This window comes from Streptococcus agalactiae ATCC 13813, assembly GCF_000186445.1.
In the GTDB taxonomy this organism is placed as follows: Bacteria; Bacillota; Bacilli; order Lactobacillales; family Streptococcaceae; genus Streptococcus; species Streptococcus agalactiae.
Genome location: NZ_GL636070.1, coordinates 1212281 through 1225649, shown reverse-complemented (window position 1 = coordinate 1225649; position 13369 = coordinate 1212281). Strand labels below are relative to the sequence as shown.

General features: G+C 34.7%; 12 protein-coding genes. 9 read left to right on the top strand and 3 right to left on the bottom strand.

Annotation, left to right across the window (positions count from 1 at the left end):
- Positions 1-26 precede the first annotated feature (26 nt).
- Genes HMPREF9171_RS107330 through HMPREF9171_RS107340 form a run of 3 tightly spaced genes read right to left on the bottom strand, consistent with a single transcriptional unit; the run spans position 27 to position 1888 of the window.
- On the bottom strand, positions 27-809 hold the full coding sequence (locus HMPREF9171_RS107330; RefSeq protein ID WP_000467147.1) for a hypothetical protein: 783 nt from the start codon (positions 807-809) through the stop codon (positions 27-29).
- An 11-nt stretch (positions 810-820) separates the two neighbouring features.
- Positions 821-1519, bottom strand: coding sequence for an ABC transporter ATP-binding protein (locus HMPREF9171_RS107335; protein ID WP_000192679.1), 699 nt, complete (start codon positions 1517-1519; stop codon positions 821-823).
- Positions 1520-1888: a GntR family transcriptional regulator gene (locus HMPREF9171_RS107340; protein ID WP_000312256.1), complete on the bottom strand. Its 369-nt coding sequence runs from the start codon at positions 1886-1888 to the stop codon at positions 1520-1522.
- Positions 1889-2032: 144 nt separating this feature from the next.
- Here HMPREF9171_RS107340 and HMPREF9171_RS107345 point away from each other — a divergent pair, with 144 nt between their 5' ends.
- From HMPREF9171_RS107345 to HMPREF9171_RS107385, 9 genes are all read left to right on the top strand, one after another.
- Complete coding sequence (locus HMPREF9171_RS107345) at positions 2033-5137, top strand: DNA polymerase III subunit alpha (protein ID WP_000457946.1); 3105 nt, start codon at positions 2033-2035, stop codon at positions 5135-5137.
- A gap of 80 nt (positions 5138-5217) precedes the next feature.
- Positions 5218-6240: a 6-phosphofructokinase gene (gene pfkA, locus HMPREF9171_RS107350; RefSeq protein WP_000820828.1), complete on the top strand. Its 1023-nt coding sequence runs from the start codon at positions 5218-5220 to the stop codon at positions 6238-6240.
- Positions 6241-6288: 48 nt separating this feature from the next.
- Positions 6289-7791 (top strand): pyruvate kinase, encoded by a 1503-nt coding sequence (pyk, locus tag HMPREF9171_RS107355; RefSeq protein ID WP_001042782.1) that lies wholly within the window; start codon positions 6289-6291, stop codon positions 7789-7791.
- A gap of 170 nt (positions 7792-7961) precedes the next feature.
- The gene (gene lepB / locus HMPREF9171_RS107360; protein WP_000240773.1) at positions 7962-8519 is read left to right on the top strand and encodes a signal peptidase I; all 558 of its coding nucleotides are present in this window, start codon (positions 7962-7964) and stop codon (positions 8517-8519) included.
- 257 nt (positions 8520-8776) lie between these two features.
- On the top strand, positions 8777-10591 hold the full coding sequence (glmS, locus tag HMPREF9171_RS107365; protein WP_000334315.1) for a glutamine--fructose-6-phosphate transaminase (isomerizing): 1815 nt from the start codon (positions 8777-8779) through the stop codon (positions 10589-10591).
- A 162-nt stretch (positions 10592-10753) separates the two neighbouring features.
- Entirely contained in the window at positions 10754-11083 is a 330-nt protein-coding gene (locus HMPREF9171_RS107370; protein WP_000056783.1) for a zinc ribbon domain-containing protein YjdM, read from the top strand.
- 134 nt (positions 11084-11217) lie between these two features.
- On the top strand, positions 11218-11859 hold the full coding sequence (locus HMPREF9171_RS107375; protein ID WP_000120401.1) for an amino acid ABC transporter permease: 642 nt from the start codon (positions 11218-11220) through the stop codon (positions 11857-11859).
- A 9-nt stretch (positions 11860-11868) separates the two neighbouring features.
- Positions 11869-12498 (top strand): amino acid ABC transporter ATP-binding protein, encoded by a 630-nt coding sequence (locus tag HMPREF9171_RS107380; RefSeq protein ID WP_000891275.1) that lies wholly within the window; start codon positions 11869-11871, stop codon positions 12496-12498.
- Positions 12499-12511: 13 nt separating this feature from the next.
- Complete coding sequence (locus HMPREF9171_RS107385; RefSeq protein WP_000955379.1) at positions 12512-13345, top strand: amino acid ABC transporter substrate-binding protein; 834 nt, start codon at positions 12512-12514, stop codon at positions 13343-13345.
- Positions 13346-13369 lie beyond the last annotated feature (24 nt).

Here is a 13369-nt window from a genome sequence, read left to right as displayed (position 1 = left end):
AGATTGGAGATATATCTCCAATCTTTTTATTGTATATTAAGTTTGTACTTAATAATAGAGTGTGTCAACATATAGAATATAGCAATTTCAACAATGCTAACAAGTATATTGTAGAGCAATACAGGTTGAGAGAATGTTGCATTTGCATGAGAGTTGAATAAATCAATATGAAAAATACTATCTATTATTAATGTTAAGAAAGTAATTAAGAGTGATATTCCAAAATAAGAAACAATTCCCATCAATACACGTTTGTTTGTAAATAATTGCCCTACAGCGATAGAGAGATAAATCAGTAATGTCCCTGCAACGTACGATAGAAAGAAATAGGCGATAAAAAGTGGAGCGTTCGAAGATGAAATAATTTTATAGATTTCTGGAAAAGCGACAACGAACCGACCAATACCTACTAAAGGTAATATGACCAATATGATTCCAATAATGACAATAAAAATATTAAAAATGCTCCAAAGAAGAGAAGCTAGTAGCTTTGAACAAATAATCTGATTCGTAGTTACTGGGAGCGTTAAGGTTAGATATCCTTGACGGCCGAAGATATTACTATAAAAACGTTTGATAATAATAGCAAGGGTGGATAACAGAGATCCTGAAATAACCATCGCTAGCAATAAAACGAGTATTATAGTGAATATTTGGGCGCTAGTACTATTAGTATCAGTAGAAAAATTGCCGCCAAGTGCCTTTAATACCAGTCCTAAAATAATAGATACTAATAAAACCGCAACGTTGAGTGTTAGATACCACTTACCAACTGATTTTAATTCATATTTTAATAATTTTCCAAACATATCAATCTCCTTTATTTCTTGAATCTTTCACGAAAGAGAGCATCAATCGAACAGTTGTGCTCTTCTCTTAAGTCATCAGCATTGCCTTGTAGGTCAATTTCTCCTTCTTTAAGGAAGATAACTTCATCAAGGATAGGTTCAATGTCAGAAATTAAGTGAGTCGAAATTAAAACAGAAGCATCATTAGAGTAGTTGCTAATGATTGTTTTTAAAATGTAGTCACGCGCTGCAGGGTCTACACCACCAATAGGTTCATCAAGGATGTAGAGCCTAGCTTTACGAATCATAACAAGTATTAATTGAACTTTTTCCTTGTTCCCTTTTGATAGGTTTTTTAGACATTCCTTAGGATTTAGGTTAAGATCCTCAAATAGTTGATAAGCTACCTTTGAATCAAAATCGTTATAGAAATCTTCAAATAATGTAACGACGTCTTTGATTTTCATATTTTCTTGTAAATATGAAGTATCAGGGAGATATGAAATAATTTTTTTGGTTTCAACAGACGGTCTGTAACCATCAATAACGATATCTCCCTTATCTGGCTGAAGTAATCCATTTATCATTTTGATGATTGTTGTTTTTCCGCTACCATTTGGACCTAATAAACCTATAATCTTTCCTGTTGGAATACTTACAGTCACATCATTAACAGCAGTATGTTTGTGATATTTCTTTGTAACATGATGAAGTTGTAATAACTGTGTCATTTAATTAATCTCCTTTATAAAATGATCGAGAGCAACCGTAATTTCATCTAATTTATATCCTATTTTTTTCATGTTGTTGACAAAAGTTGCTAACTCTGCTTTTGCAACTTGTTGACGAATTTTACCAATTAGTAAGTTGTCTTCTGTAACAAAGCGTCCGGAAGTACGTTGTGAGAATACCATTCCTTCACGTTCCAATTCAGTGAAGGCACGTTGCATGGTATTTGGGTTAACACCAGCTTCTTGAGCTAACTCTCTCACGGTAGGCAATTGGTCACCACTTTTTATTTCTTGACTAACAATTTGCATCTTTATATGTTCAGCAATTTGTGAATAAATAGGTGATTTTTCATTGAATTCCCAAGCCATAGATAACTCCTTTCATAATCTTGTACTTTTTGTACTATAAAAATAGTACAAAAAAATATTTGAAATGTCAAGGAATTATCATTGAGACTTTAATCGTTTATTGTTTCATAGTATAATAGTAAAAAATCGTAAAAAGGGGCTACTATGTTTGCACAACTTGATACAAGAACCGTCTATTCTTTTATGGATAGCTTGGTTGATTTAAAGACATATGTCTCTAAATCGAAATCATTAGGATATCAAACTATTGGTATCTTGGACCACAGTAATCTTTATGCAGCGTATCATTTTATTCAAGAGGCGCAAAAGGCAAACCTAAGACCAATAGTTGGATTTAGCTTTGATATAGTGGTTGAAAATAGATCAATAGAAATTTACTGTATTGCGATAAATACAGTTGGTTATAAGAATCTCTTGAAGTTGTCAACGGCTCAAATGTCTGAGAAGATGTCTCTAAATTTATTGACAGAACATCTTGAAGGGGTGCAATTGATTCTTCCCTATCAAGATGCTCTTGATCAGCTCAATTTACCCTTTGATTATGTTATTGGTGTTAATTTGACCTCTCCGCAGATTCCATATACCAAACCTATTATAGCCATAGATACTGTTCGATATTTTCAAAAAAATGATATTGAGACATTACAGATGCTTCATGCTATAAGAGATAATGTCCTGTTAAAAGATGCACAATATGCGAGCAAAAATCAAGAATTAAAACCTTGTCAAGAAATGACTCTAGCATTCAAGGAACGTTTTCCTGAAGCTTTAGCTAACCTAGAATCTTTGGTAGAGAATGTTACTTATCACTTTGATTCTGACTTTAAGTTACCTATTTTTAATAGAGAAATTCCTGCTGGAGAAGAATTAAGAACCTTAACTCAAAATAACTTAAAAAGTAAAGGTTTATGGAGCGATGCTTATCAAGAGCGTCTCGAAAAAGAATTAACAATCATTCACAAAATGGGCTTTGATGACTATTTTCTTATTGTGTGGGATTTATTAAGATTTGGTCGTAGTAAGGGCTACTATATGGGAATGGGACGTGGTTCAGCAGCGGGAAGTTTAGTCTCATATGCTTTAAATATTACCGGTATCGATCCTGTCAAACATAATTTAATTTTTGAACGTTTTTTAAATGAAGAGCGTTATTCGATGCCAGATATTGATATTGATCTTCCGGATATTTATCGTGGAGAATTCTTGCGCTATGTACGTAATCGATATGGTTCAATGCATTCTGCACAGATTGTAACCTTCTCAACTTTTGGTGCGAAACAGGCTATTCGAGATGTTTTTAAACGCTTTGGTGCATCAGAGTATGAGTTAACAAACATAACTAAAAAAATTCATTTCAGAGATAATTTGACCAGTGTTTATAACCGCAACTTAGCTTTCAGACAAATAATAGATAGTAAAATTGAATACCAAAAAGCCTATGATATTGCTAAGCGTATTGAAGGAAATCCTAGACAGACTTCTATTCATGCCGCTGGGGTAGTAATGAGTGACGATTTGTTAACAGATCATATTCCTTTAAAAAACGGTGAGGATATGATGATAACGCAATATGATGCTAGTTCTGTTGAGGCTAATGGTCTTCTAAAAATGGACTTTCTAGGTCTTCGAAATTTGACATTTGTTCAGAAAATGAAGGAGAAAGTCGATAAGGACTACGGTATCTCTATACAATTAGAAACTATTGATTTAGAAGATAAAGAGACTCTAAAACTATTTGCAGCTGGTCAAACAAAGGGGATTTTTCAATTTGAGCAAAGTGGAGCTATTAATTTGTTGCGACGTATTAGGCCAGAGTGTTTTGAAGATGTGGTAGCTACCACCAGCTTGAATAGGCCTGGTGCAAGTGATTATACTGAGAATTTTATAAACCGTCGTTTTGGTAAAGAAAAAATCGATTTAGTAGATCCTGTCATAGCTCCAATTTTACAACCTACCTATGGCATAATGCTCTATCAAGAACAGGTTATGCAGATTGCCCAGACCTACGCAGGTTTTACGCTAGGCAAGTCTGATTTGCTCAGACGTGCTATGTCTAAGAAAAATTCTAAGGAGATGCAAAAGATGGCGCAATCCTTCTTAGAGGGTGCAGTAGCTAAGGGACATCGTCAAGAAGACGCTCGACTTATATTTGAACGCATGGCTAAATTTGCAGGTTATGGGTTTAATCGCAGCCATGCCTTTGCTTATTCGGCTTTAGCTTTTCAATTAGCCTATTTCAAAGCCCATTATTCCGATGTCTTTTATGATATCATGATAAATTATTCAAATAGTGATTATCTAATCGATGCTATTGATTTTGGTTTTGTTATTGAAAAACCTTCAATTAATACTATTTCATACAGAGACCGCATTTATAAAAAGAAAATTTATTTAGGTTTAAAAAATATTAAGGCTGTTCCTAACGATTTGGCTTATTGGATTTCTAAAAATCAACCGTTTCAGAGTATTGAAGATTTTCTAATGAGGCTGCCACAGCAGTTTCAAAAAAGTGGTTTTATTTCTCCGCTAATTGCTATTGGAGCATTTGACGAATTTGATAACAATAGACGGAAAATCACCTCTAATCTTGATTCTTTATTTACATTTGTAAATGAACTAGGTAGTTTATTTGCAGATACCTCATATCATTGGCTAGAAGTAGAAGATTTCTCTAATTCTGAGAAATATGAAATGGAACAAGATATCTTAGGAGTAGGAATCAGCCCGCACCCTTTAGTGGGGATTTCACAAAAAGCTAGCCGTCCGTTTATACCAATTAGTCAAGTTCAAGAAAATAGCGAAGCTACTATTTTAGTTCAGCTAAAGCAGGTCAAAGTTATTAGGACAAAAAGTTCTGGGCAACAAATGGCTTTCTTGACTGTTATGGATATTAATTCAAAAATGGATATTACTGTTTTTCCTGAAACTTTCAATATTGTAAGAGATGATTTACAAGAAGGGAAATATTATTACTTGCATGGAAAAATTCAGAAGCGAGATGAGCGATTACAGATGGTTTTAAACGGTGTTCAAGAAGCAACGGAGGAACGTTTTTGGATACTTCTAAAAAATCATGATAACGACAAAAAAATATCGGAAATATTGTCCAAATATAAAGGGCATATTCCTGTCTATTTGCATTATGAAACAACTAAAGAAACTATCCAAAGCAAAGTACATTTGGTTAGAAAAGATAGTGGCTTAGCCCTTGATTTATCTGAATTTGTTGTGAAAACGGTTTATCAATAAAATTGCATATAAAGTGCAGAAATTTACAAATTAATATGCTATAATTAAATCGTTAAATTAATAAAAGGAGTACCAATTAAATGAAACGTATTGCTGTTTTAACTAGTGGTGGTGACGCCCCTGGTATGAACGCTGCTATCCGTGCAGTTGTTCGTAAAGCAATTTCTGAAGGTATGGAAGTTTACGGCATCAACCAAGGTTACTATGGTATGGTGACAGGGGATATTTTCCCTTTGGATGCTAATTCTGTTGGGGATACTATCAACCGTGGAGGAACGTTTTTACGTTCAGCACGTTATCCTGAATTTGCTGAACTTGAAGGTCAGCTTAAAGGGATTGAACAGCTTAAAAAACACGGTATTGAAGGTGTAGTAGTTATCGGTGGTGATGGTTCTTATCATGGTGCTATGCGTCTAACTGAGCACGGTTTCCCAGCTGTTGGTTTGCCGGGTACAATTGATAACGATATCGTTGGCACTGACTATACTATTGGTTTTGACACAGCAGTTGCGACAGCAGTTGAGAATCTTGACCGTCTTCGTGATACATCAGCAAGTCATAACCGTACTTTTGTTGTTGAGGTTATGGGAAGAAATGCAGGAGATATCGCTCTTTGGTCAGGTATCGCTGCAGGTGCAGATCAAATTATTGTTCCTGAAGAAGAGTTCAATATTGATGAAGTTGTCTCAAATGTTAGAGCTGGCTATGCAGCTGGTAAACATCACCAAATCATCGTCCTTGCAGAAGGTGTTATGAGTGGTGATGAGTTTGCAAAAACAATGAAAGCAGCAGGAGACGATAGCGATCTTCGTGTGACGAATTTAGGACATCTGCTCCGTGGTGGTAATCCGACTGCTCGTGATCGTGTCTTAGCATCTCGTATGGGAGCGTACGCTGTTCAATTGTTGAAAGAAGGTCGTGGCGGTTTGGCCGTTGGTGTCCACAACGAAGAAATGGTTGAAAGTCCAATTTTAGGTTTAGCAGAAGAAGGTGCTTTGTTCAGCTTGACTGATGAAGGAAAAATCGTTGTTAATAATCCGCATAAAGCGGACCTTCGCTTGGCAGCACTTAATCGTGACCTTGCCAACCAAAGTAGTAAATAAGAATTTGTCAATTTGACACTTTAAATAAAAAGGAGCTCATAAATTATTATGAATAAACGCGTAAAAATCGTTGCAACACTTGGTCCTGCGGTAGAATTCCGTGGTGGTAAGAAGTTTGGTGAGTCTGGATACTGGGGTGAAAGCCTTGACGTAGAAGCTTCAGCAGAAAAAATTGCTCAATTGATTAAAGAAGGTGCTAACGTTTTCCGTTTCAACTTCTCACATGGAGATCATGCTGAGCAAGGAGCTCGTATGGCTACTGTTCGTAAAGCAGAAGAGATTGCAGGACAAAAAGTTGGCTTCCTCCTTGATACTAAAGGACCTGAAATTCGTACAGAACTTTTTGAAGATGGTGCAGATTTCCATTCATATACAACAGGTACAAAATTACGTGTTGCTACTAAGCAAGGTATCAAATCAACTCCAGAAGTGATTGCATTGAATGTTGCTGGTGGACTTGACATCTTTGATGACGTTGAAGTTGGTAAGCAAATCCTTGTTGATGATGGTAAACTAGGTCTTACTGTGTTTGCAAAAGATAAAGACACTCGTGAATTTGAAGTAGTTGTTGAGAATGATGGCCTTATTGGTAAACAAAAAGGTGTAAACATCCCTTATACTAAAATTCCTTTCCCAGCACTTGCAGAACGCGATAATGCTGATATCCGTTTTGGACTTGAGCAAGGACTTAACTTTATTGCTATCTCATTTGTACGTACTGCTAAAGATGTTAATGAAGTTCGTGCTATTTGTGAAGAAACTGGCAATGGACACGTTAAGTTGTTTGCTAAAATTGAAAATCAACAAGGTATCGATAATATTGATGAGATTATCGAAGCAGCAGATGGTATTATGATTGCTCGTGGTGATATGGGTATCGAAGTTCCATTTGAAATGGTTCCAGTTTACCAAAAAATGATCATTACTAAAGTTAATGCAGCTGGTAAAGCAGTTATTACAGCAACAAATATGCTTGAAACAATGACTGATAAACCACGTGCGACTCGTTCAGAAGTATCTGATGTCTTCAATGCTGTTATTGATGGTACTGATGCTACAATGCTTTCAGGTGAGTCAGCTAATGGTAAATACCCAGTTGAGTCAGTTCGTACAATGGCTACTATTGATAAAAATGCTCAAACATTACTCAATGAGTATGGTCGCTTAGACTCATCTGCATTCCCACGTAATAACAAAACTGATGTTATTGCATCTGCGGTTAAAGATGCAACACACTCAATGGATATCAAACTTGTTGTAACAATTACTGAAACAGGTAATACAGCTCGTGCCATTTCTAAATTCCGTCCAGATGCAGACATTTTGGCTGTTACATTTGATGAAAAAGTACAACGTTCATTGATGATTAACTGGGGTGTTATCCCTGTCCTTGCAGACAAACCAGCATCTACAGATGATATGTTTGAGGTTGCAGAACGTGTAGCACTTGAAGCAGGACTTGTTGAATCAGGCGATAATATCGTTATCGTTGCAGGTGTTCCTGTAGGTACAGGTGGAACTAACACAATGCGTGTTCGTACTGTTAAATAATTTTTGAATTCAAACCTATTATTTAAGAATACCTTAAATAATGGGTTTTTTATATGTTTTGCTTTTTATTATTCGATTATTGTGACTAGAATAGGATATGATATTAATAATTACCCTCCTTTTTTTATCTATGAAAACATGATATAATGGAAAAAAGATTAGGAGTAGTTATGGTTAAACGCGATTTTATTAGAAATATTATTTTAGCATTGATTGCTGTATTGATTTTGATTCTCTTGAGATATTTTGTTTTTGCAACCTTTAAAGTACATAAGGATGCTACAAATTCTTATTTTAGCAACGGAGATGTTGTTGTTGTTAATCGTAATAGGACGCCTAAGTACAAAGACTTTATTGTCTATAAGGTTGGAAAGATTTTCTATATTAGTCGTGTTATTGGTGAGCCAAATCAAAAAGTGAGAGTAATGGATGATATTTTATATTTGAATGATGTTTTCAAGGATGAGCCTTACATTGAAAAAATGAAAAATGCTTATTCTGAAAAGAAAGACGGTCAAATGCCCTTTACTTCCGACTTCTCAGTTGAAACATTAACACGAAATAAAGAAAGCAGAGTTCCTAAGGGTTCTTATCTTGTGTTAAATGATAATCGACAAAATAAAAATGATAGTCGAAAATTTGGATTAATCAAAGAAAAAGATATTCGTGGTGTTATTACCTTTAAAGTATACCCTCTAAGTGAATTTGGTTTTACAGCATCAGAGTAGTAAAAGAATGGTATTATTTGATACCATTCTTTTTATGTAATAAAATGGCTAAGATTAAGATAGATAGAATTTTTGATAGCGTCTATCTCGTTATCACAGAAAATCAAAAAGACTATACCAATTTTTTTATTGACAAACAAAAACATTAATTATATACTGTTTTTGTTACTTTTTAACGGTATATATTAATATATACCAATTCAAAAAGAAAGTTTAGATAGAAAGTATAAGAGAAAGCTCTTATTGGTAATAATAATATGTGTGGTATCGTAGGTGTAGTTGGAAATACAAATGCAACGGATATTTTAATTCAAGGCTTAGAAAAGCTAGAGTACCGAGGATATGACTCAGCAGGTATTTTTGTAGTAGGTGATAACAAAAGTCAACTTGTGAAGTCAGTCGGTCGAATCGCGGAGCTTCAGGCAAAAGTAGGAGATTCTGTTAGTGGTACGACAGGTATCGGTCATACACGTTGGGCAACCCATGGTAAACCTACTGAAGGAAATGCACATCCTCACACTTCAGGATCTGGTCGTTTTGTATTGGTACACAATGGTGTTATTGAAAATTACCTTCAAATTAAAGAAATTTACTTAACAAAACATAACCTCAAGGGTGAAACTGATACAGAAATAGCTATTCATTTAGTTGAACACTTTGTTGAAGAAGATAACTTATCAGTGCTTGAAGCCTTTAAAAAAGCCTTACATATTATAGAAGGGTCATACGCATTTGCTCTTATTGATTCTCAAGATGCTGATACGATTTACGTAGCTAAAAATAAATCACCTCTTCTAATAGGTTTGGGAAATGGTTATAATATGGTGTGTTCAGATGCCATGGCTATGATACGTGAGACAAGTGAATATATGGAGATCCACGATAAAGAACTCGTTATTGTTAAAAAAGATAGCGTTGAAGTTCAAGATTATGATGGTAATGTCATCGAACGTGGTAGCTACACAGCAGAGCTTGACTTATCAGATATTGGTAAGGGGACTTATCCATTCTACATGCTTAAAGAAATTGATGAGCAACCAACTGTGATGCGTAAGTTGATTTCAACTTATGCGAACGGGTCTGGAGATATGAATGTGGATTCTGATATTATAAAATCAGTCCAAGAAGCAGATCGTCTTTATATATTGGCTGCAGGGACGTCATATCATGCTGGTTTTGCTGCTAAGACCATGATCGAAAAATTAACTGACACACCTGTTGAACTTGGAGTTTCTTCAGAATGGGGTTACAACATGCCACTTTTGAGTAAGAAGCCAATGTTTATTTTACTTAGTCAATCGGGAGAAACAGCAGATAGTAGACAAGTTTTAGTTAAAGCAAACGAAATGGGAATCCCTAGTTTAACTATAACAAATGTGCCTGGCTCAACACTTTCTCGTGAAGCAACCTATACGATGCTCATTCATGCAGGACCTGAAATCGCTGTTGCTTCTACGAAAGCATATACTGCTCAAGTTGCAACGTTAGCTTTCTTAGCAAAAGCGGTAGGAGAAGCAAATGGTAAGGCAGAAGCAAAAGATTTTGATTTGGTTCATGAATTGTCAATTGTAGCACAATCAATTGAAGCGACCTTATCAGAAAAAGATGTTATCTCTGAGAAGGTAGGGCAGTTGTTAATCTCGACACGTAATGCCTTCTACATTGGTCGTGGTAACGACTATTATGTTACAATGGAGGCTGCACTGAAGCTAAAAGAGATTTCTTATATTCAGACAGAAGGTTTTGCTGCAGGTGAATTAAAACATGGTACAATTTCGTTGATTGAAGACAATACTCCTGTTATTGCTTTAATATCTGCTGATTCAACTATTGCAGCGCATACTCGTGGAAATATCCAAGAAGTTGTTTCTCGCGGAGCAAATGCTTTGATTATTGTAGAAGAAGGGTTGGAACGTGAAGGTGATGATATTATTGTTAATAAAGTTCACCCATTCTTATCAGCCATTTCAATGGTTATTCCGACTCAATTAATTGCTTACTATGCTTCATTACAACGTGGTTTAGATGTTGATAAACCACGTAATTTGGCAAAAGCTGTAACTGTTGAATAGACTCGTTACACTAAAATACGCTAATATTAACTACAAAATATTAAAAATTGTAAAAAAGCCTATTTTTGAAGGAAAATAGGCTTTTTCCTATTGTCAAGAAGCCTATAATCAGTTAGAATGTTACTTGCTGACTATTTTATTAATTAATTTAAGGAGAGAAAAATGTCATTACCAAATTGCCCTAAGTGTAACTCTGAATATGTCTATGAAGACGGTATTTTACTGGTTTGTCCAGAATGTGCTTACGAGTGGAATCCAGAAGAAGTCGAAGAAGAAGTAGGTTTAATTGTATTGGATAGCAATGGAACTCGCTTATCAGATGGAGTTACTGTGACAGTTATTAAGGATTTAAAAGTAAAAGGAGCGCCTAAGGATATTAAGCAAGGCACTCGTGTTAAAAATATTCGTTTAGTTGATGGCGATCATAATATCGATTGTAAAATTGATGGTTTTGGAGCTATGAAACTAAAATCTGAGTTTGTAAAAAAATAGCTTTCAGGCAATTGGCAACAGTCAATTGCTTTTTGAATATGACTTGATTTCATGCATTTTTATTAAAAAAGCTCTATGACATTGGTTTGAATTTTGATATAATGAGAACATCTATTTTTTATTTAGGGGGGACCATGTCTTATATTTTAGAAATCTTACCTAGCTTATTAGTAGGTGCGCAAGTAACATTGCAAGTTTTCTTTATTGTTATTTGTTTATCAATTCCACTTGGTATTGTTGTAGCCTTCCTAATGAAAGTTCATTTTAAGCCGCTTCAATGGCTACTGACAACTTATATTTGGATTATGCGAGGCACGCCTCTGTTATTACAGCTTATCTTTTTTTATTACTTTTTACCAAGTGTAGGGATTTCTTTTGATCGTATGCCAGCTGCGATTATTGCTTTTACGATGAATTATGCAGCTTATTTTGCAGAGATTTTTCGAGGAGGTATTGAGTCTATTCCTAAAGGGCAATATGAAGCTGCAAAGGTATTAAAGTTTTCTAAGTTTCAAACGGTTTGGTATATAGTATTACCTCAAGTCTTCAAAATAGTCTTACCGAGTGTTTTCAATGAAACGATTACTTTAGTGAAAGATTCCTCATTGGTTTACATACTTGGTGTGGGCGACTTACTTCTAGAAAGTAAGACAGCCGCAAATAGGGATGCAACACTTGCACCAATGTTTATAGCAGGTGGTATTTACCTATTATTAATTGGTCTTTTAACTATTTTATCTAAACAAGTTGAAAAGCGTTTTAACTACTATAAATAAGGAGGGACGATGTTAGAATTAAAAAATATTTCTAAATGCTATGGGCAAAAAGAAATCTTCAAAGATTTCAATCTGACTGTAGAAGAAGGTAAAATTCTCTCTTTAGTAGGACCTTCTGGAGGTGGAAAAACAACACTATTACGTATGTTAGCTGGACTGGAAAAGATTGACTCAGGGACTATTGTTCACGATGGTAAAGAAGTATCTGTTGATCATTTGGAAACACTAAATCTTTTAGGATTCGTCTTCCAAGACTTTCAATTATTCCCACATTTAACAGTATTAGATAATTTGATCCTCTCTCCTGTTAAAACGATGGGATTATCAAAAGAACTTGCTAAAGAAAAAGCCTTAGTATTACTTGAACGCTTGGGGCTTAAAGACCATGCTTTAGTCTATCCATTTTCATTATCTGGGGGGCAAAAGCAACGTGTCGCACTAGCTCGTGCGATGATGATTGATCCACAGATTATTGGTTATGATGAGCCAACTAGCGCTCTTGATCCAGAGTTGCGTCAAGAAGTAGAAAAACTAATTTTACAAAATAGAGAAACAGGTATGACACAAATTGTAGTAACACATGATCTTCAATTTGCTGAAAGTATATCTGATATGATTCTCAAAATTAATCCTAAGTAGACTTGGGGGTAGATTGTTGACTCACAAAAATATATTATTAACCATTATATTTGGATTATTTATGATTATATTATCAGCATGTGGTATGTCTAATAAGGAAATGGCTGGTATTGATAATTGGGAACATTATCAAAAGGAAAAGAAAATTACTATTGGATTTGATAATACTTTTGTTCCTATGGGATTTGAAAGTCGTTCTGGTGACTATACCGGCTTTGATATTGATTTAGCTAATGCTGTTTTTAAAGAATACGGTATTTCAGTGAAATGGCAGCCTATTAACTGGGATATGAAAGAAACTGAACTTAATAATGGTAATATAGACCTTATTTGGAATGGTTATTCAAAAACGGCAGAACGTGCTAAAAAAGTCGCTTTTACAAACCCATATATGAATAATCATCAAGTAATTGTTACTAAAACTTCATCACATATTAATAGTATTAAGGATATGAAGGGGAAAAAACTAGGAGCCCAGTCGGGTTCATCTGGTTTTGATGCTTTTAACGCTAAACCTGATATTTTAAAAAAGTTTGTAAAAGGAAAAGAAGCAGTTCAATACGATACTTTCACTCAGGCTTTGATTGATTTAAAAAATAACCGTATTGATGGTCTTTTGATTGATGAAGTTTATGCTAACTATTATTTAAAGCAAGAAGGAAATATAAAAGCTTATTATTTTGTTAAAACTGCTTATCAAGGAGAAAATTTTGTAGTAGGAGCTCGCAAAGTTGATCGTAGACTAATTGAAAAGATTAACAAAGCTTTCAAACAGCTTCATAATAAGGGGAAATTTCAAAAAATCTCTTACAAATGGTTTGGTGAAGATGTTTATAGTAAAGAATAAAAGACTAGGAATTTCTCCTAGACT

Bases quoted from the DNA above. Each gene is read 5' to 3' on its own strand.
- HMPREF9171_RS107330 (WP_000467147.1), bottom strand. From the start codon at position 809: ATGTTTGGAAAATTATTAAAATATGAATTAAAATCAGTTGGTAAGTGG.
- HMPREF9171_RS107335 (WP_000192679.1), bottom strand. From the start codon at position 1,519: ATGACACAGTTATTACAACTTCATCATGTTACAAAGAAATATCACAAA.
- HMPREF9171_RS107340 (WP_000312256.1), bottom strand. From the start codon at position 1,888: ATGGCTTGGGAATTCAATGAAAAATCACCTATTTATTCACAAATTGCT.
- HMPREF9171_RS107345 (WP_000457946.1), top strand. From the start codon at position 2,033: ATGTTTGCACAACTTGATACAAGAACCGTCTATTCTTTTATGGATAGC.
- pfkA (WP_000820828.1), top strand. From the start codon at position 5,218: ATGAAACGTATTGCTGTTTTAACTAGTGGTGGTGACGCCCCTGGTATG.
- pyk (WP_001042782.1), top strand. From the start codon at position 6,289: ATGAATAAACGCGTAAAAATCGTTGCAACACTTGGTCCTGCGGTAGAA.
- lepB (WP_000240773.1), top strand. From the start codon at position 7,962: ATGGTTAAACGCGATTTTATTAGAAATATTATTTTAGCATTGATTGCT.
- glmS (WP_000334315.1), top strand. From the start codon at position 8,777: ATGTGTGGTATCGTAGGTGTAGTTGGAAATACAAATGCAACGGATATT.
- HMPREF9171_RS107370 (WP_000056783.1), top strand. From the start codon at position 10,754: ATGTCATTACCAAATTGCCCTAAGTGTAACTCTGAATATGTCTATGAA.
- HMPREF9171_RS107375 (WP_000120401.1), top strand. From the start codon at position 11,218: ATGTCTTATATTTTAGAAATCTTACCTAGCTTATTAGTAGGTGCGCAA.
- HMPREF9171_RS107380 (WP_000891275.1), top strand. From the start codon at position 11,869: ATGTTAGAATTAAAAAATATTTCTAAATGCTATGGGCAAAAAGAAATC.